The organism is Massilia sp. Root351 (genome assembly GCF_001425045.1).
Taxonomy (GTDB): Bacteria; Pseudomonadota; Gammaproteobacteria; order Burkholderiales; family Burkholderiaceae_D; genus Rugamonas.
This window is the reverse complement of the sequence record NZ_LMDJ01000031.1, coordinates 338,504-363,892: the sequence shown is the minus strand read 5'-3', so window position 1 is coordinate 363,892 and position 25,389 is coordinate 338,504. Positions and strand designations below refer to the sequence as shown.

General features: G+C 66.0%; 22 protein-coding genes. 6 read left to right on the top strand and 16 right to left on the bottom strand.

Going from position 1 to position 25,389, the window contains the following annotated elements:
* Positions 1–14: 14 nt before the first annotated feature.
* Genes ASD15_RS21655 through ASD15_RS21630 form a run of 6 tightly spaced genes read right to left on the bottom strand, consistent with a single transcriptional unit; the run spans position 15 to position 5,034 of the window.
* Entirely contained in the window at positions 15–950 is a 936-nt protein-coding gene (locus ASD15_RS21655; protein ID WP_057157078.1) for an alpha/beta hydrolase, read from the bottom strand.
* Complete coding sequence (locus ASD15_RS21650) at positions 950–1,756, bottom strand: ABC transporter ATP-binding protein (RefSeq protein ID WP_057157338.1); 807 nt, start codon at positions 1,754–1,756, stop codon at positions 950–952. Before ASD15_RS21650 ends, ASD15_RS21655 begins: the two co-directional genes overlap by 1 nt.
* An 11-nt stretch (positions 1,757–1,767) precedes the next feature.
* Positions 1,768–2,511 (bottom strand): ABC transporter permease, encoded by a 744-nt coding sequence (locus tag ASD15_RS21645; RefSeq protein ID WP_056391102.1) that lies wholly within the window; start codon positions 2,509–2,511, stop codon positions 1,768–1,770.
* A 9-nt stretch (positions 2,512–2,520) separates the two neighbouring features.
* Entirely contained in the window at positions 2,521–3,063 is a 543-nt protein-coding gene (locus ASD15_RS21640) for a VOC family protein (protein WP_057157077.1), read from the bottom strand.
* A gap of 1 nt (position 3,064) precedes the next feature.
* Entirely contained in the window at positions 3,065–4,072 is a 1,008-nt protein-coding gene (locus ASD15_RS21635) for an ABC transporter substrate-binding protein (protein WP_057157076.1), read from the bottom strand.
* Entirely contained in the window at positions 4,069–5,034 is a 966-nt protein-coding gene (locus ASD15_RS21630; RefSeq protein ID WP_057157075.1) for a fumarylacetoacetate hydrolase family protein, read from the bottom strand. The genes ASD15_RS21635 and ASD15_RS21630 overlap by 4 nt, the downstream gene beginning before the upstream one ends.
* Before the next feature lie 103 nt (positions 5,035–5,137).
* Here ASD15_RS21630 and ASD15_RS21625 point away from each other — a divergent pair, with 103 nt between their 5' ends.
* Entirely contained in the window at positions 5,138–6,094 is a 957-nt protein-coding gene (locus ASD15_RS21625) for a 2-hydroxyacid dehydrogenase (RefSeq protein WP_229418291.1), read from the top strand.
* Here ASD15_RS21625 and ASD15_RS21620 read toward each other — a convergent pair.
* The gene (locus tag ASD15_RS21620; RefSeq protein ID WP_057157074.1) at positions 6,087–6,578 is read right to left on the bottom strand and encodes a VOC family protein; all 492 of its coding nucleotides are present in this window, start codon (positions 6,576–6,578) and stop codon (positions 6,087–6,089) included. The two genes, ASD15_RS21625 and ASD15_RS21620, sit on opposite strands and share 8 nt — an antisense overlap.
* 147 nt (positions 6,579–6,725) lie before the next feature.
* Between ASD15_RS21620 and ASD15_RS21615 the strand changes: the two genes are divergently transcribed.
* Entirely contained in the window at positions 6,726–7,805 is a 1,080-nt protein-coding gene (locus tag ASD15_RS21615; RefSeq protein ID WP_082552079.1) for a porin, read from the top strand.
* An 8-nt stretch (positions 7,806–7,813) separates the two neighbouring features.
* Here ASD15_RS21615 and ASD15_RS33695 read toward each other — a convergent pair whose 3' ends face one another.
* From ASD15_RS33695 to ASD15_RS21590, 5 genes are all read right to left on the bottom strand, one after another.
* Complete coding sequence (locus tag ASD15_RS33695; protein ID WP_082552031.1) at positions 7,814–9,571, bottom strand: methyl-accepting chemotaxis protein; 1,758 nt, start codon at positions 9,569–9,571, stop codon at positions 7,814–7,816.
* 14 nt (positions 9,572–9,585) lie between these two features.
* Positions 9,586–13,455 carry a carbamoyl-phosphate synthase large subunit gene (gene carB / locus ASD15_RS21605; RefSeq protein WP_057157073.1) on the bottom strand — a complete coding sequence of 1,290 codons (3,870 nt, stop codon included), beginning with the start codon at positions 13,453–13,455 and terminating at the stop codon, positions 9,586–9,588.
* Positions 13,448–14,617, bottom strand: coding sequence for a glutamine-hydrolyzing carbamoyl-phosphate synthase small subunit (gene carA / locus ASD15_RS21600; protein ID WP_057157072.1), 1,170 nt, complete (start codon positions 14,615–14,617; stop codon positions 13,448–13,450). Before carA ends, carB begins: the two co-directional genes overlap by 8 nt.
* A gap of 344 nt (positions 14,618–14,961) precedes the next feature.
* Positions 14,962–15,753: a PEP-CTERM sorting domain-containing protein gene (locus ASD15_RS21595; protein ID WP_082552030.1), complete on the bottom strand. Its 792-nt coding sequence runs from the start codon at positions 15,751–15,753 to the stop codon at positions 14,962–14,964.
* Between the two features lie 4 nt (positions 15,754–15,757).
* Complete coding sequence (locus tag ASD15_RS21590) at positions 15,758–16,543, bottom strand: PEP-CTERM sorting domain-containing protein (protein ID WP_057157070.1); 786 nt, start codon at positions 16,541–16,543, stop codon at positions 15,758–15,760.
* A gap of 161 nt (positions 16,544–16,704) precedes the next feature.
* Between ASD15_RS21590 and ASD15_RS21585 the strand changes: the two genes are divergently transcribed.
* From ASD15_RS21585 to ASD15_RS21570, 4 genes are all read left to right on the top strand, one after another.
* Positions 16,705–17,196 (top strand): dihydrofolate reductase, encoded by a 492-nt coding sequence (locus ASD15_RS21585; RefSeq protein ID WP_057157069.1) that lies wholly within the window; start codon positions 16,705–16,707, stop codon positions 17,194–17,196.
* Between the two features lie 39 nt (positions 17,197–17,235).
* A complete protein-coding gene (locus tag ASD15_RS21580) occupies positions 17,236–17,853 on the top strand; it encodes a DUF4337 domain-containing protein (RefSeq protein ID WP_057157068.1) in 618 nt (205 codons plus the stop codon).
* A gap of 158 nt (positions 17,854–18,011) precedes the next feature.
* Positions 18,012–20,267, top strand: a complete 2,256-nt coding sequence (locus ASD15_RS21575) for an arginine/lysine/ornithine decarboxylase (RefSeq protein WP_057157067.1) — start codon at positions 18,012–18,014, stop codon at positions 20,265–20,267.
* A 168-nt stretch (positions 20,268–20,435) separates the two neighbouring features.
* The gene (locus tag ASD15_RS21570; RefSeq protein WP_057157066.1) at positions 20,436–21,899 is read left to right on the top strand and encodes a sigma 54-interacting transcriptional regulator; all 1,464 of its coding nucleotides are present in this window, start codon (positions 20,436–20,438) and stop codon (positions 21,897–21,899) included.
* On the opposite strand, the gene ASD15_RS21565 is transcribed toward ASD15_RS21570, so the two are convergent.
* The 4 genes from ASD15_RS21565 to ASD15_RS21550 are packed head-to-tail and all read right to left on the bottom strand — an operon-like array spanning position 21,896 to position 25,383.
* Complete coding sequence (locus ASD15_RS21565) at positions 21,896–22,624, bottom strand: amidohydrolase family protein (RefSeq protein ID WP_057157335.1); 729 nt, start codon at positions 22,622–22,624, stop codon at positions 21,896–21,898. The genes ASD15_RS21570 and ASD15_RS21565 overlap by 4 nt on opposite strands.
* A gap of 7 nt (positions 22,625–22,631) precedes the next feature.
* Positions 22,632–23,300: a hypothetical protein gene (locus ASD15_RS21560; RefSeq protein WP_157201068.1), complete on the bottom strand. Its 669-nt coding sequence runs from the start codon at positions 23,298–23,300 to the stop codon at positions 22,632–22,634.
* A gap of 26 nt (positions 23,301–23,326) precedes the next feature.
* Positions 23,327–24,277 (bottom strand): hypothetical protein, encoded by a 951-nt coding sequence (locus ASD15_RS32950; protein WP_057157064.1) that lies wholly within the window; start codon positions 24,275–24,277, stop codon positions 23,327–23,329.
* On the bottom strand, positions 24,274–25,383 hold the full coding sequence (locus ASD15_RS21550) for an aminotransferase class I/II-fold pyridoxal phosphate-dependent enzyme (protein ID WP_057157334.1): 1,110 nt from the start codon (positions 25,381–25,383) through the stop codon (positions 24,274–24,276). Before ASD15_RS21550 ends, ASD15_RS32950 begins: the two co-directional genes overlap by 4 nt.
* Positions 25,384–25,389 lie beyond the last annotated feature (6 nt).

Below are 25,389 nucleotides of genomic sequence, written 5' to 3'. Positions count from 1 at the left end.
GTGATCTCTCCTGTTTATATAGTTGGGCGCGTGCTGTCGAGGAAGTCGATCAGCGCTGGGCCGAAGCTGCGGTCCGCCGTGTCCAGGTGGGCGACGATGGAGGTATGGTTGTGGCCGGGGACTTGCGCGAAGCGCAGTCCCTGCGCGCCGGCCTGCAGCGCGCGGTGGAAGAATTCGGCGCCGTAAGCGTCCAGGTGCGGGTTCTCATATTCGGCGATGGCGACCAGCGTGGGCAGGTCCAGGCGCCAGGCATGGGTGACGGGCGAACGCTGCTCGTAAAGCGCGGCGTCGTCCCCCCAGTAGGCCCGCACGCCCGCCGCGTTCGGGTTACTCGGCAACGCATCCGCCCGCAGCCGCGCGCTGACCAGCACCAGGCCGGCCAGCCCGTGGCCCGCGCCTGCGCCTCCAATGCCGCCGCTGCCGCCAATATCCAGCGCGTAGCTGGCCGCGTGGGCGCCGCCGGCCGAATGCCCGATCAGCACGATGTGGCGGGGATTGCCGCCATAGCCGCCGATATGGGTGCGCAGCCAGGCCATTGCCAGCGCCACGTCGTCCGCGCCGCCGGGGAATGGCGCTTCGGGCGCCAGCCGGTATTCCAGGTTCACCCCCACGTAGCCATGGCGCGCCAGATAGCGCGCAACGTTGCCGTAGATTTCGGCATTGCTGTTCATCTCGCCCCGCATGAACGCGCCGCCGTGCACGAATACCGCTACCGGCGCGCCGCGCAGCGGCGTCGCTGCGCTGCGGTAGATGTCCAGCCGCTGCCGGGCGTGGCCGCCATAAGCCAGCCCCGCATCGACGGTGATGCCGGCACGGTCTGCTGCGGACAGCAGCGGCGTGTAGATCTCCACCACCTGTTTGCGGTGTCGGTTGATGTCGTCCGCCCACACCGGCCCCATGGCTCGTAGCACCGCCGCCTCCGCAGCCGGCAGGCCTTCGAATGGCCGCATCAATACACCCCCATGATCTGGCTCAGCTGGGCGATGTATTCGCCATAGCGCGGGTTGGTTTTCACGTGCTCCGGCCTGCGCGGGCGCGGCAGGTCGATGCGGATATCGTGGATGATGCGGCCCGGACGACCGGACATCACCAGCACCCGGTCCGACAGGAACACCGCCTCCTGGATGCTGTGCGTGACCAGCAGCACCGTCTTCATGTGCTCCTGCCAGATGCGCAGCAGCTCCACGTTGAGCAGGTCGCGCGTCAAGGCGTCCAACGCGCCGAACGGTTCGTCCATCAGCAAGATCTTCGGGTCCAGCGCCAGGATCTGGCCGATGGAGGCGCGCTGCCGCATGCCGCCCGACAGCTGGTGCGGATAGCTGTTCTCGAAACCGGACAGGCCCAGCGTGCGCACCAGCTCGCGCACCTTGGCGGCCAGCGCCTCTCGGGGCAGCTTGCGCAACTCCGCGCCGAGCAGCATGTTCTGCTCCACGGTCAGCCATGGCAGCATATTGCTGGCCTGGAAAACCACGCCGATCTCCGGCACCGGCTGCACCATGGCGCGGTTGCACACTTGCACCAGCCCTTCACTGTGCGGCACCAGGCCCGCCACGATGCGCAGCAAGGTGCTTTTGCCGCAGCCGCTGGGGCCGAGGATGGAGACAAACTCACGGTCGCGTACCGCCAGCGACACGTCCTCCAGCGCGTTGACCGACTGCTTGCCCGGAAAGCGCTTCACCACATTGGCCACCCGTATGACTTCCGGTTGGCAGGCCGCGCCGGCCGCCGCCTGCGCCAGCTCATCCGGCTTGTTCATTATCTTCAGGTTCATACCGCTTTCCCCCTCCACCACACCGCGCGCGACGCCACTTCCACCGCCCAGTACAGCAAACTGGCCAGCAGCGTGATCGCCAGGATGGCGGCAAACATCAGATCCGTCTGGGCGTTGGCCGTGGCCAGCGTCATCAAGTGTCCCAGTCCCTTTTCCGCGCCAATGAACTCACCGACGATGGCGCCGATCACCGCCAGCGGCATGGCGATCTTCACGCCGTCCACGAAGCTGGGCAGCGCGGACGGCAACTGCAGGCGCAGCAAGGTGTCCCAGCGCGACGCGCCCAGTGCACGAAAGTGCTCGTCCAGGTTGGCGGCAATGCCCGACAGTCCGCCCAGGGTGGCGATCACCAGCGGGAAGAAGGCGAACAGGAAGGTGGATGCTAGCTTTGACGCGAAGCCGTAGCCGAACCACACGATCATCAGCGGCGCCAGCGCAATCTTCGGCATGCTTTGCAGCGCCGTGATGAAGGGATACAGCGTGCGCCGCGCGAAGCCGTTGAAATGGATCGCCACGCCCAGCACCACGCCGCCCACCACGGCCAGCGCGAAGCCGGCCAGCACTTCCAGCAGCGTGACCCAGCATTCGGCCAGCAGCAGCTCGCGCTGCTCCCAGCCCGCCGCCAATACCTTGCTCAGCGGCGGCATCAGGTAGCTGCGCACGCCGCTCAGCGCCACGCCGTATTCCCACAGGAGCGCGAACGCGCCCCAGAACAGCACCGTTTCCATGGTCCGTTTCATGTGCCCTCCTCAGCTCTTGCCGGACTTCGCATCCACCACCGCCTGCGGCGGCGGCACCACGAAATGCTTGAAACGGTACTGGTCGAAGGACTCGATGGTGCGCTCCCAGACCTTGGCTTCGTACCCGCTGCCTGGGGCAATCTGCGTCATTTCGCAATACACTTCCACGTTGTTGCCGTCCGGGTCCTTGAAGACCAGGAACAGGTTCTCGCCCGGGCCGTGCTTGCCGATGCCGCGCACGATCTCCACGCCGTGCGCCTTCAGTACTTCCACCGTGCGGTCGATCTCGGCACGGTCTTCCACCAGATAGGAGAAGTGCTCCATGCCGGGACGGCCATAGTGCGGCAGGTCGTCCATGCCGGGCGAACCGGGCGGGATTTGCGACAGCGCCAGGTCGTGGTGGTCCTGGCCTGCACGCAGGAACACCATCTGGTCGCCGATCCAGTCGGACACGGTCAGGCCCACCACTTCCGTATAAAAGCGCGCGGACTTGTGGATGTCGCGCACCATCAGCACCAGGTGCCCGAGTTTTTTGGGACGCAGCTTTTCCATCTCACTCTCCTACAAAACGGTTGGTATAGATTTCGGACGTCTTCACCGGTGCGGTCACGCTGAAAGCTTTCTTCACGAAGTCCGCGGTGGCCTGCATGCGCTCGTCGTGCATCCAGCCGGTCTTCTTCGCGCCCGCTTCCGGCGCATGCATCAATTCGCTGGTCTCCTCGATCTGCTGGCGCAGCACGGACTTGTCGATCAGCTTCTGCTGGCGGGCGATCAACTCCACTGCCTCGGCCGGGTTCTTCGCCTGGTACTCGTAGCCCCGGTAAGTGGCCGCCACGAAGCGCTTTACCAGGTCCGGATTGGAAGCGATCAGCTTTTCGCTGGTGACGATGCCGTTGCCGTACAAGTTCAGCTTGAAGTCGCGGTAGCGCAGCGCGCCGATCCTGATGTCGTTCTTCTGCGCCATCCGCTCCAGCACCGGCTTGTTGGCGCCTTCCCAGCATTCGGCCAGGTCGATCGAGCCGTCCAGGAAAGCCGTGTTGATGACGGCGGGATCAAGGCGCAGCAGCTTTACGTGCTCCGGCGGCAGGTTATTGGCCGCCAGCCAGGCCGGAATGACGTTGTGCAGCGGCGATGCGGCGCCGCCTCCGATGACCAGGCCTTTCAGGTCGGCGATGGTCTTGATCTTGCGGTTCGGCTTTTCGACGTAGCACAGCGCCGCAGGCCAGCGCGTGTTGATGGCGCCAACCATGACGGTCTTGCCGCCCTGCGCGCGGTTCAGCATCACGCTGATCGGATCGCCGTAGCCGAACTCGAACAGGCCCTGGTCCACCTCATTCACGGTGCGCTGGCCGCCGTAGCCTCGCGTGGCGCTCACGTCCAGCCCCGCCTCGGCGTAATAGCCCTTGGCGATGGCCACCAGTACGCCGCTGGTGCTGCCCTGCGGCAGCCAGGCCAGGTTGAAGCGCACCGTGTCCGCTGCCAGCACAGGCGCGGCGCCGGCCATGGCGGCAGCGGCGGCCGTAGCCGTGACGGCGCGGCGCAGCAGGCGCCGGGACCTCATGCGGCCTCCTTGCGCGCAGGCGCCGCAACCACGCGGTTGCGAATGCTGCCGATGCTTTCGATGGTCGCCACCATCTCGTCGCCGGGTTTCAGGTAGACCCCGCGCCCCATGCCCACGCCGTTCGGCGTGCCGGTGGCCAGCAGGTCGCCCGGCTTCAGCGTCAGCATGCCGGACAGGTAGGCGATCTGCTCGGCAATGTTGAAGATCATGGCGTCGGCGGTATCGTCCTGCATCATCTCGCCGTTCACAGAGAGCTGCAGGCGCAGGCCTTGCGCACGTTCGATGCAGGCGCGCGGCACCACCCAGGGGCCGATGGGGCCGAAAGTGTCGTGGCTTTTGCCGCGGAACCAGTCGTGCTTGAAGGGGTAGTCGCTGCGGCGGTTCAGGTCGCGCGCGGTGACGTCGTTGAACACCGTGTAGCCGGCGATGGTGTCGTATGCCTCTTCCACGCTGACGTTGCGGCAGGTTTTGCCAATGATGACGCCCAGTTCCACTTCCCAGTCCAGCTTCTCCGTATCGGCCGGCATGACCACGTCGGTATCGGTGGCGGTAATGCTGGTTTCCGCCTTCATGAAGCAAAACGGCGCGCTTTCCTCGCGCGGTGCCAGTTCGGTGCCCATTTCGCGGGCGTGCTCGTAAAAGTTGGACGCGGCGCCGAAGATGCGGCCCGGCGTGTACGGCACGCCAATGCGGTAGGACTGCGGCGGCAGCGCCGCCACGCGGCCCGCGCGCAGCAGCTCGGGCAAGGCATGCGCCATCTGGCTGAACAGCGGCGCGGCCGCGCTCCAGTCGGCCAGCGCAGCGTTCAGGTCCGCCGCCACGCGCGGCTGGTTGCCGGCCACGCCCAGCGCCCCCGCCTCCACCAACTGACCGACGTCGTACAGCGCCCCGCCCACCACCAGCGCCAGCTTGGCGCCCGCTCCGCCCTGCTTCAGTTCATATCTTGCGATTGCATGCCACATTGTCTGCCTCCTTGTTGTTGATAGGAATACGATAATATCTATCCGTATACATAGCAAGTTAAATGTGTGAAAATTTTCCTCACTTAAAACATGGGGGATGAAAATGGACTTGGCGATGAAGCCGCAGGTGCTCCTGCTGATCAGCATGGCGGCGCCGTTTGTGGAACAAATACAGAGCTGCTGGCCCATGGCCGTGTTGCCGGAAGCGGCCGCGCTGGAGCGGCTGGCGCGCGACACTGCCGCGCAACTGGCGGGCGTGCGCGTGGTCATCACCAACGGCAGCACGGGCCTGTCGGCGGCGCAGATGGACGCGCTGCCGGCGCTGCGGCTGGTGTGCAGCTACGGCGCCGGCTACGAGAACATCAACCTGGCGGCAGCCGATGCGCGCGGGATCGCGGTGACGCATGCGCCGGGCGTGAACAACGCCACCGTGGCGGACCATGCGCTGGCGCTGATGCTCGCCAGCGCGCGCGGCCTTCCGGGCCTGGACCGGGCCGTGAAGGAAGGCCATTGGCTGGCGCACCGCATGGCGCGGCCCGCCGTGCACGGCAAGCGGCTGGGCATTGTCGGCATGGGGAATATCGGCGCGCTGATTGCGCGGCGGGCAGCGGCATTCGACATGGAGATCGCCTACACCACGCGCAGCGCCAGGCCGCAGCTGCCTTACCGGCACGTGGCCAGCGTGCTGGAACTGGCGCGCGCGAGCGATTACCTGGTGCTGGCCTGCCCCGGCGGCGCCGCCACGCGGCACCTGGTGAATGCCAACGTTCTGGAAGCGCTTGGGCCGCAGGGCTTCCTGGTCAATATCGCGCGCGGGAGCGTGGTGGATACCGCGGCGCTGATGCAGGCGCTCGAGCGGCGAACCATCGCCGGCGCGGCGCTGGACGTGATCGAGAACGAACCGGCACTGCCGCCGGGAGCAGCCCTGCTGGATACGCTGATCCTGACGCCGCACATCTCGGGCCGCTCGCCGGAAGCGCAGCTGGCGCAGCATGAAGTCCTGCTGGCCAACCTCGCCGCACACTTCGCCGGCGGCGCCTTGCGGCACGCGCTTACGTAGCGCCGCCAACGATCCCGGCGCGGTCCGCAACCAGGTCCGGATTGCGCAACGCGGGGCCGGCACTGCTCGCGTCGGCGCCCACGTCCTTCACAGCGCCGCCCCAGCCATGGTCGGTCAGGTCGACGATCACGCCGTTCGGATCGCGGTATTTCACTTCATAGAAGATATTGCCCTTCACCGGCACTTCGCCCATGTAGTAGGTGCCGCCGGCTGCCTCCGCGCTGGCGCGCGCGGCGCCGATTTCGTCGACCCACATGCCGATGTGGTGCAGGCCCACGAAGTCGCGGCCGCGCTCCCCCGCCGCCTCGTCGGTCTTGTAGTTCAGCAGCGCGATCGACATCACGCCGTCGCTCAGGTACACCCCGCGCGCAAGCGAGGAATCGGTTTCGCCCACCTTGCGGAAGCCGAAAGCGTTGATGTAAAACTCGGCCGTCTTCCATGGATCGGGAACGGAAATGGCGATGTGGCGCAGCTTGGTGCTCATGGTTTCTCCAGTGTTGTGGTTGATCTGCCGCTCCATTCTAACGAGGTGAAATTTATATGTATACATTTAAATACATGGACACTTATATGTATACAGATGAAAAGCAAGCGTCTATGATCGCGGTCACCAACATCAATGGAGGACAACATGACGAGATGGGCCATCGCGGCGCTGGCAGGCGCAACGGCATTCGCAAGCTGCGGCGCACGCGCAGCGGACAACATGCGCATCTACGGCTTCCTGAAAGTCAACGTGGAGAGCGTGGCTGCGGGCGGCGCCCGCCAGCAGCGGGTATCGAACGACTTGTCGGTGCTCGGTTTCCGTGGTACGGAAGACCTGGGCGGCGGTCTGCAAGGCTTCTTCCAGATAGAAATGCCGGTGGCGGTCGATACCGGCGGCGGCGGGGACTTCACGCGCAACACCGCCGTCGGCCTGCGCGGCAGCTTCGGCCAGGTGCTGCTGGGGATATGGGAATCCCCCTACCGCTATGCGTCGGTGTATGCGATAGACCCTTTTGCAGCGGGTATCTTCGCCTCCAACGCCATCATGGGGAATGGCTTTGCCACGGCGGCCAACGCCGTGGTGCCGGCCTCGTTCGACCGCCGCCAGAAGAACCTGGTGCAGTATTCGACGCCGTCCTACAGGGGCTGGAATGCGCGCGTGGCGGCCAGCGCGCGCGAAGAAAAGAATGGCGCCGCCAATCCCGGCATGGAGGCCGCCCTGGTGACGTATGAGGATGAGAAACTCTACCTGGCCTATGGCGTGGAACGCCACCGCGACTACTTCGCCACCAAGGGCAAGGACATCGGCCACAAGCTGGGCCTGGCCTACAGTCTGGGCGGCACCCGCCTGCGCGCCGCCTTCGAACGGCTGCGCTACGCGCCGGCGCCGGGCCAGCACCTGAGCCGCAACGCCTGGCAACTGGCCGCCACGCACAACAGCGGCCCGCACATCTGGCGCGCCTCGCTGACCCGCGCGCTGGACACCAAGGGCAACGCCACCACGGGCGTGGGTGGCGCCGGCAAGCCAGGGCCGGGGACGGGCGCGGCGCAGTACACCGCAGGCTATGGCTATGCCTTGTCCAGGCGCAGCGAGCTTTGGGCGGCCTACACCCGCACGCGCAACGAAGCCCGCGCCATGTACAACCTGTCCGCCAACCCGGTACCGGGCTTGGCTGCCGGGCAGGACCCGTCAGGCTTCGGCGTGGGCATTACGCACAAGTTCTGAGCCGGGCGTCAGAACTCTTCCCAGTCGCTTTCGGCGCCGTTGGCGACGCGCGGCTTCGGCATTGCCTTGGCGGCGGGCCTGGATACCGGCCCGCCAGCCAGCTTGCGCACCGGCGCGGCGGGCTTGGCGACCGGCAGCGGGCGCACCTTGGCGGTGGGAACCGAACCAGCCGCAGGGGCAAAAGCAACGGCCTGCCTGCCATCGAGCTTGAACACGCTGACCACGCGGGTCAGGCCCTGGGCACGCTCGTTCAGGGAATCGGCTGCGGCTGCTGCCTCCTCAACCAGCGCCACGTTTTGCTGCGTCAAGCCATCCATCTGCGTGATGGCGGCATGGATCTGGTCCAGTCCCATGGTCTGCTCCTGGCTGGCCTGCGTGATCTCGCTCATGATGCTGGTCACGCGCTGGATGCTGGTCACGATCTCCTGCATCGTGGCGCCGGCCTGGTCCACCAGCTTGGCGCCGCTGCCCACCTTGTCCACCGAATCGTCGATCAGGGCCTTGATCTCCTTGGCCGCCGCCGCCGAACGTTGCGCCAGGTTGCGCACTTCGGAGGCCACCACCGCGAAGCCCCTGCCCTGCTCGCCCGCCCGCGCCGCTTCAACCGCAGCATTCAATGCAAGGATGTTGGTCTGGAAGGCGATGCCGTCGATGACGCCGATAATGTCGACGATCTTCTTGGACGAATCGTTGATCGAGCCCATGGTGTCCACCACTTGCGACACCACCACGCCGCCCTTGATGGCCACTTCCGAGGCCGACTGCGCCAGCAAATTGGCCTGGCGAGAATTTTCCGCGTTCTGCTTGACGGTGCCGGTGAGTTCCTCCATTGACGACGCGGTTTCCTCCAGCGAACCGGCTTGCTGGCCGGTGCGGTCCGACAAGTCCATATTGCCGGCGGCGATCTGGCCGGAGGCGCTGGAGATGGTGTCGGTGCTGCCGCGCACCTCTGCCACGATGGCCGCCAGGTTGGTCTTCATCTTGTCCAGTGCCGTCAGCAGCAAGCCAATCTCGCTGGTGCTGCGCTGTTCCACCTGCCCGGTCAGGTCGCCGTCGGCCACCTGGATAGCGATATCCATGGCTTGCTGCAGCGGTGCCGAAATGGCTTTCACCAGCAGCATGCCGACAAACGCCGACAACGCCACGCCCGCCACCAGCACCACGATGGTGGTGGTGCGCGCGCTGTCCAGGCCCGCCTGCACCGCCACGTCGTTGACCTTGCCGCGCTGGTCGCTGTACTCGGCCAGCGCTTTCAGCGCCACGTCGCCGACACGGTAAGACGGGTTGATCTTCTTGATCAGCACCATCTCCGCGTCATCCCACTTGTCGGCCCGGATCGCCGTGGCGGCTGCCCTGATGTGCTCCAGCCCCAGGCCCGCGCTTTTCTCGTACCAGTCCTGCGCCAGCTTTTTCTCTTCCTCGGACTTGATGCTGCCCAGGTAGTGCTCCCAGCGCCTGGCCACGCGCGCCGAGGCATCGTCGATGATGCCCCAGTGGACGGTGAGCGCATGGTCGTGCAGCTTGGACCATTCGAATGCGGTGTTGTGCTGCAGCGCCTGCAGGATCTGGCTGCGGCTGGTTTCCATATCCAGCCGTATGGCGTTGCGCTCGTTGGCGTTGGCCTGATCGCTCAGGGTGACGTCCTTGAGCAGGTTGACCGAGCGATTGGCGCTGTAGATACCCATCGCGCCGATCGCCATGATCAGTGAAATCAGAATGGCCAGCGCGATTACGACCAGGTTCTTGATCTTCATATTAGCCAACATGTGATACTCCTTGCTTAGTCTTGGATTTTTAATGCCGTATTGCCGAAGAAGCGGTGCAAGCCGCTCCTCAGTTCTTCCACTTCGTCGAACTCGATGTAGGTCACGTCGCACAGGTCGTCCAGCTCGCGCAGCAAGGTGGTCTTGATCGGCGCGCCCTTCCACACCAGGAACAGCACCGGCGTGCGGCGGCCCTGGAAGATGTGGTAGGCCAGCTCGAAGGCGCTGCTTTCGCTCATGCCGACGCGGATGTTGATCATCACATCCGCCTGCTGCAGCATCTGCAGCCGGTGGCGGCGGAAGTTCTTCGGCGTAAACGGCAGCTGCTGCTTGCGTTCGAACGAGATGCGGAAGGTATCCGCGCTCTCGGCCTCGGTGCCGGTCAGGTACTGGAACGGATGCGGCAGGCCGTTGGCGCTGTCGATCAGTTCCAGGATGTCGGCGACCATGCGCTGTTGCCGCTGGTCCGATTCCGTGAACGGCTGGCGGATGAACAGCCGCAGCGGCGGCACGCCCACGCTGCGCTCGCGCGCGCTGCCGCGCCGCTCGGGCAGTTCGGCGGCAGCAGCGGCCAGGTCGGCGGCGCCCGGTTCGCGGCGCGCCCGCGCCGCCGAACTGGCCACGGCGATGGCGTCGCGCGCGGCCTGCGCGACATGCTCTTCCAGGTGCGCCCTGGCGGCCTGCCGGTGCAAGGCCTGCAGCGAGTGCAGCGTGTTGTCGTCCGCGTGCCGCATGGCGTCCAGCGACGCCTCGGCGGCGGCAATGGTGGTGAAGTAGGCCGCACCGGATGCCAGCGTGGCCACGCGCAGCGCGCGCGAGGCGCCGATGGCGCTGCGTTTCTCGTCCACCGTCACCACCACCAGGCCGATTTCCTTGTTGGCCAGCATGGCCATGGCTTGCTCGTCCTGCAGTTCGCGCACCGGAATCTCGGCCGCGCCGATCACCAGCGCCGTCACGTGGCTGGCCAGCAGCTCAAAACCCAGCGCCGACAGGTCGCGCGCCAGCCCCACCGCGCGCGCCTGGTCGCCCTTGCGCACCCGCAGATAGGCCCGGCCGCCGCGCGGCAAGCGCACGCCGGCGCCCAGCAAGGCCTTGAAATACGCCTCGCCGAAGGTCGGGCCGCAACCCATCACCTCGCCGGTGGATTTCATCTCGGGGCCGAGGACGGTGTCCACGCCGAGGAATTTGGCGAACGGCAGCACGGCTTCCTTCACGCTGAAATACGGCGGCACGACTTCGGCCGTGACACCCTGCTGCGCCAGCGACTGGCCTGCCATGCAGCGCGCCGCCACCTTGGCCAGCGCCAGGCCGGTGGCCTTGGACACGAAGGGCACTGTGCGCGAAGCGCGCGGATTGACTTCCAGCACGAAGATCTGGTCGCGCACGCGGCCGTCCACCTTGTTGCGCTGGACCGCGAACTGCACGTTCATCAGCCCCACCACGTGCAGGCCGCGCGCCAGGCGCTCGCTCTGGCGCTTGATCTCGGCCACGGTGTCGTGCGCCAGCGAGTACGGCGGCAGCGAGCAGGCCGAGTCGCCGGAATGGATGCCGGCCTGCTCGATGTGCTCCATCACGCCGCCAATGATCACCTGGGCGCCGTCGGACACGCAGTCCACGTCCACTTCGATGGCGTCGTTCAGGAAGCGGTCCAGCAGCACGGGCGAGTCGTGCGACACTTTCACCGCTTCGCGCATGTAGCGTTCCAGGTCGGCGCGCTCGTGCACGATCTCCATCGCGCGGCCGCCCAGCACGTAGGAAGGACGCACCACCAGCGGATAGCCGATTTCCTCGGCCAGCATCACCGCGTCCTGCTCGGTGCGCGCGGTGCGGTTGGGCGGCTGGCGCAGGTCCAGCTGGTGCAGCAGCTGCTGGAAGCGCTCGCGGTCCTCGGCGGCGTCGATCATGTCCGGCGAGGTGCCGATGATGGGCACGCCGTTCGCTTCCAGGTCCAGCGCCAGCTTCAGCGGGGTCTGCCCGCCATACTGCACGATGACGCCCACCGGGCGCTCGATGGCGACGATCTCCAGCACGTCCTCCAGCGTCAGCGATTCGAAGTACAGGCGGTCGGAGGTGTCGTAGTCGGTGGACACGGTTTCCGGATTGCAGTTGACCATGATGGTCTCGTAGCCGTCCTCGCGCATGGCCAGCGCCGCGTGTACGCAGCAGTAATCGAACTCGATGCCCTGGCCGATGCGGTTGGGTCCGCCGCCCAGCACCATGATCTTGCGCGCATCGGTGGGCAGCGATTCGCATTCCTCGTCGTAGGTCGAGTACATATAGGCGGTGCGGGTGGCGAATTCGGCGGCGCAGGTGTCCACGCGCTTATACACCGGGCGTACGCCCAGCAGCTGGCGGTGGGTACGCACGGCCTGCTCGGCCACGCCCAGCAGTGCAGCCAGGCGGCGGTCGCCGAAGCCCTGCTGCTTGAGGCGGAACAGCACCGGCTTGTCCAGCCCCTCCAGGGTTTGCGTCTGCACCCACTGCTCCACTTCCACCAGGTCGTGGATCTGGGCCAGGAACCAGGGATCGATGCCGGACAGGCGGTGCACCTCTTCCTGCGTCATGCCCTGGGCAAAAGCTTCGCCCACATACCAGATGCGCTGCGGGCCGGGCGAGGACAGCTGCTCGGAAATGACGGCGGCGCCCGTGCTGGGGCGGCGCAGGCCGTCCAGGCCGATGTCCAGGCCGCGCAAGGCCTTCTGGAACGATTCCTGGAAGGTGCGGCCCATGGCCATCACCTCGCCGACGGATTTCATCTGCGTGGTCAGGCGCTCGTCGGCGCCGGGGAACTTCTCGAAGGCGAAACGCGGCACCTTGGTCACCACGTAGTCGATGGAGGGTTCGAAGGACGCCGGGGTGGCGCCGCCGGTGATGTCGTTCTGCAGTTCATCGAGAGTGAAACCGACAGCCAGCTTGGCCGCCACGCGCGCGATCGGAAAGCCGGTGGCTTTCGAGGCCAGCGCCGAGGAACGCGACACGCGCGGGTTCATTTCGATAACGATCATGCGGCCGTCGGCCGGGTTCAGGGCGAACTGCACATTCGAGCCGCCCGTGTCCACGCCGATCTTGCGCAGCACCGCCAGCGAGGCGTTGCGCATGATCTGGTATTCCTTGTCGGTGAGCGTCTGCGCCGGGGCCACCGTGATGGAGTCGCCGGTGTGCACGCCCATCGGGTCCAGGTTTTCGATGGAGCAGACGATGATGCAATTGTCCGCCCTGTCGCGCACCACCTCCATCTCGAATTCCTTCCAGCCAATCAGCGATTCCTCGATCAGCAGCTCGCAGCTGGGCGACAGCTCCAGCCCGCGCAGGCAGATCTCGTTGAACTGGGCCGCGTCGTGCGCGATGCCGCCGCCGCTGCCGCCCATGGTGAACGAGGGGCGGATGATGACCGGGAAGCCCAGTTCCTCCTGCGCGGCCCAGGCTTCGGCCATGTTGTGGGCGATGCCCGAGCGCGCCGATTCCAGGCCGATCTTGCTCATGCAGGCCTTGAACTTGGCGCGGTCCTCGGCCTTGTCGATGGCTTCCGGGGTAGCGCCGATCAGTTCCACGCCGAACTGTTCCAGCACGCCGTGGCGGTGCAGGTCGAGCGCACAGTTGAGCGCAGTCTGGCCGCCCATGGTGGGCAGCACGGCCTGCGGACGGTCTTGTTCGATGATGCGCGCCACCACTTCCCAGGTGATCGGTTCGATATAGGTAACGTCCGCCATATCGGGGTCGGTCATGATGGTGGCCGGGTTGCTGTTGACCAGGATGACCTTGTAGCCCTCCTCGCGCAGCGCCTTGCACGCCTGGGCGCCGGAATAGTCGAACTCGCAGGCCTGGCCGATGACGATGGGGCCGGCGCCGATAATGAGGATGCTGTCGATGTCGGTACGCTTAGGCATGCTGCTGGCCTCCCATCAGATTGACGAAACGGTCGAATAAGGGCGCCAGGTCGTGTGGACCGGGCGAGGCTTCCGGGTGTCCCTGGAAGCAGAATGCCGGCCGGTCGGTACGCATGAAGCCTTGCAGCGAGCCGTCGAACAGCGAGATATGGGTAATGCGGCAATTCTCGGGCAGGGACTCCGGGTCCACCGCGAAGCCATGGTTCTGGGATGTGATCATCACCTTGCCGGTGGCCAGGTCCTGCACCGGGTGGTTGGCGCCGTGGTGGCCGAACTTCATCTTCAGGGTGCGCGCGCCCGAGGCGAGCGCCATGATCTGATGCCCCAGGCAGATGCCGAAGGTGGGGATACCGCGCTCGATCAGCTCGCGCGCCGCCTCGATCGCGTAGCCGCAGGGCTGCGGGTCGCCGGGCCCGTTGGACAGGAAGATGCCGTCCGGGTTCAGCGCCAGCGCGGCCTGCGCGCCCGCCTCGGCCGGCAGCACGGTGACGCGGCAGCCGCGCTCGGACAGCATGCGCAGGATATTGGTCTTGACGCCATAGTCGTACGCCACCACATGGAAGCGCGGATTGTCCACCCGGCCGTAGCCTCTGCCCAGGCGCCACTCGGTCGCGTGCCATTCGTAGGCGCTGTCGGTGCTGACGGTGCGTGCCAGGTCCATGCCGGACAAGCCCGGGAAGGCGCGCGCCAGCGCCATGGCCTGGTCGGCCAGCTGGCCCTCCGCATGCCCGGTGACGATGGCGCCGTTCTGGGCGCCGCCCTCGCGCAGGATGCGGGTCAGCCTGCGCGTGTCGATGCCGGCGATGGCCACGATGTTCTGCACGCGCAGCCACTCGGACAGGCTTTGCGAGGAACGGAAGTTGGACGCCAGCAGCGGCAAATCCTTGATCACCAGGCCGGCGGCGTGGATGCGCGGCGATTCGCCATCCTCGCCGTTCACGCCGGTGTTGCCGATATGGGGATAGGTCAGGGTAACGATCTGGCGGCTATAGCTGGGGTCGCTCAGGATCTCCTGGTAACCCGTCATCGCGGTATTGAACACCACTTCGCCGCTGGTGTGACCTGCGGCGCCGATTGCAACGCCTTGAAATAAAGTTCCGTCGGCAAGCGCCAGAACCGCGTGTTCTACTTCGCCCAAGGCATGCTTGAGTGGATGTTTCATTGCCGTCTCCTCCATGACATCCATTTAACAATTCATTCGGTTTTCGCTTGCCCAAGTGGGAAGCCGGCTACCGCTGGATGTCACAATACGGGAAAAAGACGAGGGTAATTCTCTCCAATCCTCACGCCCAGGGGAATATCCCGGGCACCGTCCTGAACAAACTTATTTCCTTGATGCAATTACGCAACGTTCGTTGATCAAACTTTAATTTAATTTGCCCGCCTGATAAAAGACTGGCCCCGCTGACAATCTTGCCGATGCAGGCGTGGGCGCCAAATGAATAGTCGCGCGATATTCAATTCCCGTCTTGGACAATATTCCCAATTCAAAAAAATGAAAATGCGTCATGGTTGATTTTTCTCACATTCCCGTGCGCGCCGGCGGCACCACTGTGCGCCGCCAAGCGCGGCCAACCCCGCCGTCAGCATGGTCCAGCTGCCAGGCTCCGGCACGGGCGCCACCGCGTTCAGGGCAGAGGCCACGGTATCCAGCCTGAACGATCCCTCTCCCTCGCCGGCGCCGCTAAGCAGTTCACCATAGAACAGGCGGCTCGCGTCCTCATGCAGGCCGTCGCCCGTCCGCAGGCGTCCGCTGAAGCGCTGTTCTCCCATCAGATCCGCTTCCAGGCTGGCGATGGCGTAGGTCGTATCGCCGGCTTCGCGGTCCATGCCCACCGCGAATTCCACACCGAACAGCGCCAGGGTATTGGGCGTGAGCACAAACGGCATGGTCTGGCTGCCGCTGCTGTAGGCCAGCGAATCGGCGGTAAATGCCTGCACCCTGCTGCTGCCGCTGTCGGGCAAGACGGCGGTGATGGCGATGCCCGTCCCGTTTGCGCCATGCAGCGTGCCGTAATAACCGCTGTATTCCTCGTAATAGTCGCTGCGGTTGTAAATACCGATAAATGCCTGCACCCATGGGTCATAAGGAAAGGCGATCGCCGGCGCAATGCCGTCCGACGCATCCATATCGATTAATTCGATCTTGAATCCCGTAATGTCGGCACGGGCCGAGGACGCGAAAACATTCCCCATGGCCAGCGCGCAGAACAGCGCCGCCAATACTGAGTTTCTATTAAACATAATTCCTCCGGAAAATGATTGGCCCGCCCAGGCAAAATGCAAGACGGTGCTCATCCATTTAATCAGCGGAGGAATGAAAAATCCCGTCAATTAAATACGGTGTTTGATAATGCGCAAAGCATGGCGTGCGCCCTTGCCGGCGGAACGCGGCGCCAACAACGCCCAGCCCCGCGGCCAGCATGGTCCAGGTAACGGGTTCGGGAACCGGAAGGGCGTTGGCATAGACGTAGGTGCCCACGTTCAGGAAGCCCCCCTTCAGCGCCTGGCTGCCTGCGCGTACTTCGAAACGGACCGTATCGCTGCGGCTCTCGTCGCCGCTCAGATTGTCCGTATCGATACTCCCGCCCACGTTCCCCGTCCCATCGATGTACGCGCCCATGAACGCATCGGCGTAGCTGGCGTAGCCATACTCGCCGTCCGTGCTGATGGCCAGGCCGGCGCTGAATATCGCCGCCGTGTCAGGCGTCAGCTCGAACTCCAGAACAAACTGGTTGCTGTGCGCCGAGTTATAGAAGCCGCGCCCCACCAACAAAATCTCGCTGAGGAAGGTATCCGGCGCGGCGGAACTGAAAGCGCTGCCAAATGAATATTCGCGCTGCACCGAGCCATACTCCTCCACCTGGACGCTATCCGGTCCGGCGGGACCAAAGGCACTGATGTAGGCGCCGACGGTAATGCCGTCCATGCGCAAGGCCGGCGCGATGCCGTCCGTGGGGTTCAAGTCGATCAGCTGTATGCCAAATCCTGTCACGCTGGCGCGTGCGGATACCGCATGCACGGGGCCAGGCAGCGCCATGCCCGCCGCCAGAAACAGTGCCCCTGTCCATTTCGATGTGCTCATCATGCCTCCTGAAAGGTAAATCCGGCGGACCGGCGTCCGGCCATTGATTAAAAGGCAAACCCGCCAATTACACCACTACCATTTCAATGGCGCGCGGCAAGAAGACGCCCCGGCGGCCGCCAGCTATAATGTCGGGCCTAGCACCCACTGCCCTGCAAGGCCACATGACACTGCTCACCATCATCGTCGCCACCGACGCCCAGCGCGGCATCGGCATCAACAACACGCTGCCGTGGAAACTGCCGGAAGACATGGCCCACTTCAAGCGCCTGACCACCGGCCACCCCGTCATCATGGGCCGCAAAACCTACCAGTCCATCGGCCGCCCGCTGCCCAACCGCCGCAACATCGTGGTCACCCGCAGCGCCGAATGGCGCGCCGACGGCGTCGAGACGGCGCAGTCGCTGCAACAGGCGCGCGCGCTGGTGCAGGACGCGGCCGAAGCCTTCATCATCGGCGGCGCCCAGATCTACGCCGAGGCGCTGGCCGCAGGCCTGGCGGACCAGGTCATCCAGACCGAAATCGGCCAGGCTTTCCAATGCGACGCCCATTTCCCGCCGCTGGGTGCAGAATGGGAGGAAATGGAGCGCCAGCAGTACACCGCCGCCAGCGGCCTGCGCTACGCATTCGTCACCTTGCGCCGCAGGCCGCGGTAGGCACTACCTGTTCATCAACAAGCAACAAAGGAACCATCAATGTCAGGACACGGTTTTCACGTCCACGGCCCGCACGACCACGCTGTGGAGCATGCCGCCCACAGCAACGACAAATTCTCCGGCAACATCGCCGTTACCACTGCCATCCTGGCCACGCTTGGCGCGCTGTTCGGCTACCAGGGCGGCGCCACGCAGAACGAAGCGGCCCTGTACAAGAATAACGCCGCCATCGACAAGACCCAGGCCGCCAACAGCTGGAATTACTACCAGGCCAAGTCCAACAAGCAGAACCTGGCCGAACTGGCCATGACCTTGCCCAATGTGAACCCGGAGCAGTTCAAGGCCGAGGTGGCGCGCTACCGCAGCGAGAAGGAAGTGATCAAGAAAGACGCCGAGAAGTGGGAAGCCTCTTCGGCGGAGTGGAACCAGAAGTCCGATGCCGCGCTGCACCAGCACCACCAGTGGGCGCTGGCCACCACGGCCGAACAGATCGCCATTTCGCTGGCGGCGATCACCCTTCTGACGCATCGCCGCTGGCTGCTGTACACTGCGTACGCGGTGGCCGGCGCCGGGATCGCGCTGGGGCTGTTCGCGGCCCTGCACATCGACCCGATCGGCGCGCTCCTGAGCGGCGGCGCGGCCGCCGGGCACCATTAAGCACCACCAGGCATCGATATGAAAGAGGATGCTGCCAACATCGTAATTTTTTTCCCCGTTGGCAGCATTTTCTGCGAGAATCCCGTTCTTATTTTTTTTCGCCCAGCCCGCTCCGGCCATAGATAGCCCGGGGCGGTTCTTCTTTTTGGAGACAAGTAATGAAATTTCGTTTCCCCATCGTCATCATTGACGAGGATTTTCGCTCTGAGAACACGTCCGGCCTGGGCATCCGCGCCCTGGCCGCCGCGATGGAAAAAGAAGGCATGGAAGTGCTGGGCGTAACCAGCTACGGCGACCTGTCCCAGTTCGCGCAACAGCAGTCGCGCGCCTCGGCCTTCGTGCTGTCCATCGACGACGAGGAGTTCGGCGGCGGTACGGTGGAAGAAACCGACCACGCCCTGAAGTCGCTGCGCGCCTTCGTCGAAGAGATCCGCTACAAGAACTCGGACATCCCGATCTACCTGTACGGCGAAACGCGCACCTCGCGCCATATCCCCAACGATATCCTGCGCGAGCTGCACGGCTTCATCCACATGTTCGAGGATACCCCGGAATTCGTGGCGCGCCACATCATCCGCGAAGCCAAGTCCTACCTGGACGGCCTTTCGCCGCCCTTCTTCCGCGCGCTGGTGCACTACGCCAACGACGGCTCCTATTCCTGGCACTGCCCCGGCCACTCCGGCGGCGTGGCCTTCCTGAAGTCGCCCATCGGCCAGATGTTCCACCAGTTCTTCGGCGAGAACATGCTGCGCGCCGACGTCTGCAACGCGGTGGAAGAACTGGGCCAGCTGCTGGACCACACCGGCCCGGTGGCCGCCTCCGAGCGCAACGCCGCCCGCATCTACAACGCCGACCACTGCTACTTCGTCACCAACGGCACCTCCACCTCGAACAAGATGGTGTGGCACTCGACGGTGGCGCCGGGCGACATCGTGGTGGTGGACCGCAACTGCCACAAGTCCATCCTGCACTCGATCATCATGTGCGGCGCGATTCCCGTATTCCTGATGCCGACCCGCAACCACCTCGGCATCATCGGTCCGATCCCGCTGGAAGAGTTCTCGATGGAGAGCATCCAGCGCAAGATCGACGCCAACCCGTTCGCACGCGACGCCAAGAACAAGAAGCCGCGCATCCTGACCATCACCCAGTCGACCTACGACGGCGTGGTGTACAACGTCGAGACCTTGCGCGAAATGCTGGACGGTAAAATCGACACCCTGCACTTCGACGAAGCGTGGCTGCCGCACGCCACCTTCCACGATTTCTACAAGAACATGCACGCCATCGGCAAGGACCGTCCGCGCGCCAAGGAATCGATGATCTTCTCCACCCAGTCCACGCACAAGCTGCTGGCGGGCCTGTCGCAGGCCTCGCAGGTGCTGGTGCGCGAATCGGAATCGGTCAAGCTGGACAAGGACGCCTTCAACGAGGCCTACCTGATGCATACGTCCACCTCGCCGCAGTACTCCATCATCGCCTCGTGCGACGTGGCCGCGGCCATGATGGAAGCGCCCGGCGGCACCGCGCTGGTGGAGGAATCGATCCTGGAAGCGCTGGACTTCCGCCGCGCGATGCGCAAGATCGACGAAGAATGGGGCAAAGACTGGTGGTTCAAGGTCTGGGGCCCGAACGAGTTCGCCGAAGAAGGCATCGGCTCGCAGGAAGACTGGATCTTCAGCGCCGACAGCCAGGAATGGCACGGCTTCGGCAAGCTGGCGCCGGGCTTCAACATGCTTGACCCGATCAAGGCGACCATCGTCAACCCCGGCCTGTCGCTGGACGGCCAATTCGGCGACACCGGCATTCCGGCCTCGATCGTGACCAAGTACCTGGCTGAGCACGGCGTGATCGTCGAGAAGTGCGGCCTGTACTCCTTCTTCATCATGTTCACCATCGGCATCACGAAAGGCCGCTGGAACACGCTGCTGACCGCGCTGCAGCAGTTCAAGGACGACTACGACAAGAACATGCCGCTGTGGCGCATCCTGCCGGAGTTCTCGCAAGCGAACCCGCGCTACGAGCAGATGGGTCTGCGCGACCTGTGCCAGCAGATCCACGACTTCTACAAGGCGTACGACGTGGCGCGCCTGACGACCGAGATGTATCTGTCGGACATGATCCCGGCCATGAAGCCGTCGGACGCCTTCGCCAAGATGGCGCACCGCGAAATCGAGCGCGTGGCGATCGACGAGCTGGAAGGCCGCATCACGTCCATCCTGCTGACGCCGTACCCGCCAGGCATTCCGCTGCTGATCCCGGGCGAGCGCTTCAACAAGACCATCGTCGACTACCTGCGCTTCGCGCGCGACTTCAACGAACGCTTCCCCGGCTTCGAGACCGACGTGCACGGCCTGGTCAAGCGTGAAGTGAACGGCAAGCGCGACTACTTCGTCGACTGCGTCAAGCAATAAACAGTAAGTTTCCGTAAAGACAAATGGGGTCAGGGTTGATTATTTAATTAACCCTGACCCCATTTTGCTTTGCGGCAGGCCCGGCGCGCGGCGTGCACGTTTGGCGCCGGTCAAAGCGACGGTGGGCGGATGGGCATATAGTGCTGCCTTCGCCTCGCCGAAACTGCTATGGAACGCCTGGATGCGCTTGCCGTGTGGCTGCATATGGTCGAACAGACACAGGCGGATATTGGCCCGGCGTTGGTGGCTGAGCTTGACAGGCTGGGCGTCGGGGCGCAGCCGGGGACGCTGCCGGCCGTGCCGGCAGGCAGCCTTGGGATTGTGCTGTTCAGCCTGTGGAACGACGCGCTCGCGGCGCAGCTGGCGGCGCTGTCGGCCCGCGCCACCGTGCTGGCCATCGCTTGCGGAAGCGAACCGCTGGCGCCGGACGCAATGTGGGCCGCGCTTGCGGCGGGGGCGGCCGATTTGCTGCAGTGGCCGGCAGGCGCGGCGCCGGCCTCGCCTGCCCCGCTTGCCTGCACTGTTGCGACAGGCACGGCCGCGCTGGCGCAGGCTGTCGCGGCACAGGCCGCAGCCAGGCTGCGGCGCTGGCAGGCGGTGCAGCGCATCATGGAGTCGAGCACCGTGCAGGCCAGCCTGGTCGGCGACAGCCCGCCCTGGCGCGCGCTGGTGCGCAACGTGGTGGAGGTGGCGGCGTTCTCGCAGTCGTCGGTGCTGATCACGGGCGAAACCGGCACCGGCAAGGAGCAGATCGCGCAGCTGATCCACCGGCTCAGCGGTGCGCGCGGCGAGCTGGTGGTGCTGGACTGCACCACCTTGTCGGCCGAGCTGGCCGGCAGCGAATTCTTCGGCCACGAGCGCGGCGCCTTCACCGGTGCGGCCAACGCCCGCGACGGCGCCTTCGCGCTGGCCGACGGCGGCGTGCTGTTCCTGGACGAGGTGGGCGAGCTGCCGCTGGCCATGCAGGCGCAACTGCTGCGCGTGATACAGGAGCAGAAGTACAAGCGGCTCGGCAGCAACACCTGGCAGCCCACCCGCTTCCGCCTGGTCTGCGCTACCAACCGCGACCTCGAGGCGGGAGTGGCCGACGGCAGCTTCCGGGCCGACCTGTATTACCGCATCGCGGGCTGGCGCTGCCGCCCGCCGCCGCTGCGCGAACGCCAGAGCGACATCCTGCCGCTGGCCGAGCACTTTATCGGCCAGCTGGCGCAGGACGGGGCGCGCTGCGAGCTGGACCCCGCCGTGAAGGCTTACCTGCTCACGCGCGAATATCCCGGCAACGTGCGCGACCTGCGCCAGACGGTGGCGCGCATCTGGCACCGGCATTGCGGCCCGGGGCCGGTAACGATAGGCGATGTGCCGCCGGACGAACGCCCATGCGGCGCCCCCGCGTGGCCGGACAGCTGCTTCGCCAACGCCATCCGGCACGCGGTCGATATGGGGATGGGACTGGGGCGCATCACGCAGGCAGCCGGCGACATGGCGATCCAGATGGTGCTGGAACAGGAACACGACAACAACCAGCGCGCGGCGGCGCGCCTGGGCGTCACCGACCGCGCGCTGCAGTTGCGGCGCAAGGCCTGGGGAGAGGCGGCAGGCCTCGCGCCGCAGCCGCAGGGCGCGCCGCGCTAAGCCTGCCCGGTCAGACGCATGAAATTCTCGCCCAGGATCAGCCGTTCGTCGCTCTCGGGCAGGTGCAGCAGCCGGATCTTCTCCAGCTCCAGGCCCGGATGCAGCCATGGCCCGTCCGAACCGAACAGCATCTTGTGCGCTCCGGCGCGGCGCACCGCCTGCTCCAGCAGGTCGAAGCGCCGCACGCCGGAGCTGTCCGCGTAGATGTTCTTGTGCCGCACCAAGTGGTCGATCAGCGCCAGTTGCGCGGCCCAGTCGTCACCGAAACTGCCCAGATGCGGGATGATGAAATTAACGTCCGGATACTGCGCCGCCAGCAGTTCCGCCACCGCCACCTCCCCCATCGGATCGTACAGCACCGGCACACCGAACACGCGCGCCGCTTGGCACACTTCGCCGCTGATGCGCGCGTCGTGCCGGTGCACCTTGATGCCGATGAAGCCGTAGTCCTGCACCGCCGTGCGCACCATGGCGGCGATCCGGCCCCGGTCGCGCACCGCGTGCACGAATGCGTAGGCATAGAACTGCTTCGGACGCGCCGCGGCCAGCCGTGCCACCTCGGCGTTGGCTCGCGCGTAGTCGCTATGGAAGGTCGCCAGCAGCGCGCTGCGCTCTATACCGGCAGCGCGGGCGCGGCGCAGGTAGCGCCCCAGCCCGGCATTGCTGTCCCACGGCCCGCTCAAGCCGTCTCCCGGGCCGGCATGGCAGTGACAGTCGATGATCACGGCAGCCTCACCATCCGTCGCCGCCATTGTAGGGGGTGCCGTAGCCGCCGCCGTAGCCATACCCGCGCTGCGCGCGGCGCTTGCGCCAGCGCCCGCCGTAGGCTTCACCCTCCTCCTCGCCTGCCAGTTCGTAGTGCGGCACATGCTGCACCAGCGCTTCGCCCAGCGCCTTGCGCACCGCTTGCGGACTGCCATCGCTGGATGCGGCCAGCTGCGCCGCCGTCCCGGCTATGCGCACGAAGCGGCGCGCCATTTCGAATTCCTGCTGTTCGTATTCCATGCCGCTGAATTCCAGTTCCAGCGCCTTGGCCACCGCCCCGCCCAGCGCGGAGCCGATTGCGGTGCCCACGCCGGGTATCGGAATGAACGACCCCAGCGCGCCACCAACGAAAGGCAGCGCCTTCTTGGCGATGCCCTTCAAGGCGCCGCCCAGCGGCTTGGCCACCTTGCCGATGGCCGAGCCGACTTTCTTCAGGCCCTTCAGCGCGCCTTTGAACAGCCCCCCCAGGAACTGATCCAGTTCGGCTTCGCTGGTCACCGACATGAGCTCCAGCGCCAGTTCCATTTCCTGCGCCTCGTTGAACGGGCCTTCCTGCGCCACGCCAAATTCCATGACTTCGAAGCCGCCGGCAGTGGTGCTGCGGCAGGACGTGCAGTTGCATTGTTTGCAGTACATGATGCTCTCCTTTGTCGATTCTGCGGTCAGCGCCATTCATTGCCGAACAACTCGGCTTCCAGTTCGCGGCGCTGGTTGGTCAGCACGCCGGCGCTGGTGCGGAACATGTCGTCGTGGATGCGATATTCGACGGCGCGGCGCTGCGGCTCGGGCAGGCTGGATTGGGCCACGTAGACCGAGTGCGACGCCAGCGGCAAGCCCATCATCTGCCCGCACAGCGCATGCTGCTGGAGCCGGCGGCGCAGATTGCCGGTTTGCCCGCTGTAGGCGCGTTGTACGCCGTTTACGTTAAATTCGATCAGGTAGAAGCCGGCGCCAGTGGCGCGGGGATCGCGCAGCGCGGCGGTGATCGGGCCCAGCGCCACATATGCGGGCCGCTGCGCGGCGGGCAGGCGGGCTATGGTGGCGGCAATGGTGGGCGGGACTTCGCCCGATTCGGGCGGCGCATAAGCGCCACCGACACCGTCGCCGCTAGCGCTGAAATTGCCATTGCCGTTGCCGTCATCGAAGGCCGGCGTGCCGTCCTGCGGAAAGGCTGCGCCGGACCAGCCGTCGGGTTCGGGCGGCAGCACCGTCACCTGGGTGTAGGGCCACAGTCCGCCATAGCGCGGGCCATGGTAGTAGGGCCAGGCCGGCCCGGGACGGGGACGCGGGCGGGGAAAGCCCGGACGGCCGGGGACACCAGGACGCCCTGGGCGCCCCGGACTGCCCGGACGGCCAAAGCCGCCTGCTGTGCCCGGCCGCCCGCCGGCTTGCGGGCCGCGCGCGGGGTTGCGGCCCATGGACAGCGCTCGCGCCGGGCCGATCCGGCCACTGCCCCGTGCGGCGCCGCGCATCGCGCCCATCGGGCGGCCGCCGCGCTCCTGCTCCAGCCCTTGTTCGTGCTCCGGTTCGAACTCGAACCCGAGCTCGTATGCCTGTCCATATCCCATCTCGCCTTCGAGCTCGAAAGGCAGGGCTTCGAATTGCTGATTCATGCCAGCTCCTTCATGTGATGTTCAAGCGCGTCCACGGCACGCGCCACGTCTTGCGCGCTGTGCCCCGCGCGCAACAGGAAAGTCAGGCCCGCCGCGCCGCGATGCACTTGCGGCAGCGCCAGCACGCCTTCGGCCCTCAGCGCCGCCTGCAATGCAGGCGCGTCGACACCATCCGCCAGCGGCACCACCTGCACCGGGAACATGCCGCCACGGCTCGCAATGCCGGCCGCCGCCATCCCGGCCCGGAATTGCCCCACGCGCTGCCGCAAGGCCAGGCGCAGCGCGTCGCCGCAAGCGGCGTTGACGCACAAGGCATGCCGTGCGGCCGCCATGGCTGCCGCGCTGGGTGGGCTGGCGTGCACGCGCGTCAGGCTGCGTGCCTCGAAGCGCGCCAGCATCGCCGCGCTCCCGGCCAGCACCGCCAGCGGCGCGCCGAAGGCCTTGGCCAGCGATGCGCCCACCAGCACCGCGCGGCCGGCCGGGAGGGACAGCTGCGTTCCCGCCGAGCCCGACATCGCACCAACGGCCGCACCGGCCGCAACGCCAAGCGCCCTGCCCAGGCCATGCAGCGGCACCGAGCCGCCGCCGTGGCGGCCCAGCAGGCCCAGGGGCTGGGTGTCGTCCAGCACCAGCCAGCCCCCGCCCCGCGCGGCGATGTCGGCGTAGGCCGACAAGGGCGGCGGATGTTCGCGGCCGGGGCTGTAGCCGTCCGCCAGCACCACCGGCCGCCGTCCTTCCGCGCGCCAGCGCCGCGCCAGCCGCGCCAGGCCAGCGGCGTCGCCATGGCGGAACACCTGCATCGGCGCGCCGCGCGCCACCGCCTGCTGCGCGCCCCAGCGCGCAACCGGATAGGCGCCGCCATCGATCAGCAGCGCCACCGATTCCTGGGCCAGCATGCCGAACAAGTCCCAGTACAGATGCAGCGTGGACGGCAGCAACAGCGCCGCTTCGCAGCCCAGCAGTTCCGCCAGCCCGCGCGCCAGGCTGGCCGCGCCGGGCGGCTCGGCCAAAGCCGCCGGCTTGCCCAGGGTGAACGCCGCCCACGGTGCCAGCGCTGCCGACGGATGGCGCATGTCCAGATACAGCGCGCTCGTAAAATCCAGCACGCCCAT

What these genes read in the sequence shown, in the direction of transcription:
- ASD15_RS21655 (WP_057157078.1), bottom strand. Translation starts at nt 950, where the DNA reads ATGCGGCCATTCGAAGGCCTGCCGGCTGCGGAGGCGGCGGTGCTACGA.
- ASD15_RS21650 (WP_057157338.1), bottom strand. Translation starts at nt 1,756, where the DNA reads ATGAACAAGCCGGATGAGCTGGCGCAGGCGGCGGCCGGCGCGGCCTGC.
- ASD15_RS21645 (WP_056391102.1), bottom strand. Translation starts at nt 2,511, where the DNA reads ATGAAACGGACCATGGAAACGGTGCTGTTCTGGGGCGCGTTCGCGCTC.
- ASD15_RS21640 (WP_057157077.1), bottom strand. Translation starts at nt 3,063, where the DNA reads ATGGAAAAGCTGCGTCCCAAAAAACTCGGGCACCTGGTGCTGATGGTG.
- ASD15_RS21635 (WP_057157076.1), bottom strand. Translation starts at nt 4,072, where the DNA reads ATGAGGTCCCGGCGCCTGCTGCGCCGCGCCGTCACGGCTACGGCCGCC.
- ASD15_RS21630 (WP_057157075.1), bottom strand. Translation starts at nt 5,034, where the DNA reads ATGTGGCATGCAATCGCAAGATATGAACTGAAGCAGGGCGGAGCGGGC.
- ASD15_RS21625 (WP_229418291.1), top strand. Translation starts at nt 5,138, where the DNA reads ATGGACTTGGCGATGAAGCCGCAGGTGCTCCTGCTGATCAGCATGGCG.
- ASD15_RS21620 (WP_057157074.1), bottom strand. Translation starts at nt 6,578, where the DNA reads ATGAGCACCAAGCTGCGCCACATCGCCATTTCCGTTCCCGATCCATGG.
- ASD15_RS21615 (WP_082552079.1), top strand. Translation starts at nt 6,726, where the DNA reads ATGACGAGATGGGCCATCGCGGCGCTGGCAGGCGCAACGGCATTCGCA.
- ASD15_RS33695 (WP_082552031.1), bottom strand. Translation starts at nt 9,571, where the DNA reads ATGTTGGCTAATATGAAGATCAAGAACCTGGTCGTAATCGCGCTGGCC.
- carB (WP_057157073.1), bottom strand. Translation starts at nt 13,455, where the DNA reads ATGCCTAAGCGTACCGACATCGACAGCATCCTCATTATCGGCGCCGGC.
- carA (WP_057157072.1), bottom strand. Translation starts at nt 14,617, where the DNA reads ATGAAACATCCACTCAAGCATGCCTTGGGCGAAGTAGAACACGCGGTT.
- ASD15_RS21595 (WP_082552030.1), bottom strand. Translation starts at nt 15,753, where the DNA reads ATGAGCACCGTCTTGCATTTTGCCTGGGCGGGCCAATCATTTTCCGGA.
- ASD15_RS21590 (WP_057157070.1), bottom strand. Translation starts at nt 16,543, where the DNA reads ATGATGAGCACATCGAAATGGACAGGGGCACTGTTTCTGGCGGCGGGC.
- ASD15_RS21585 (WP_057157069.1), top strand. Translation starts at nt 16,705, where the DNA reads ATGACACTGCTCACCATCATCGTCGCCACCGACGCCCAGCGCGGCATC.
- ASD15_RS21580 (WP_057157068.1), top strand. Translation starts at nt 17,236, where the DNA reads ATGTCAGGACACGGTTTTCACGTCCACGGCCCGCACGACCACGCTGTG.
- ASD15_RS21575 (WP_057157067.1), top strand. Translation starts at nt 18,012, where the DNA reads ATGAAATTTCGTTTCCCCATCGTCATCATTGACGAGGATTTTCGCTCT.
- ASD15_RS21570 (WP_057157066.1), top strand. Translation starts at nt 20,436, where the DNA reads ATGGAACGCCTGGATGCGCTTGCCGTGTGGCTGCATATGGTCGAACAG.
- ASD15_RS21560 (WP_157201068.1), bottom strand. Translation starts at nt 23,300, where the DNA reads ATGTACTGCAAACAATGCAACTGCACGTCCTGCCGCAGCACCACTGCC.
- ASD15_RS32950 (WP_057157064.1), bottom strand. Translation starts at nt 24,277, where the DNA reads ATGAATCAGCAATTCGAAGCCCTGCCTTTCGAGCTCGAAGGCGAGATG.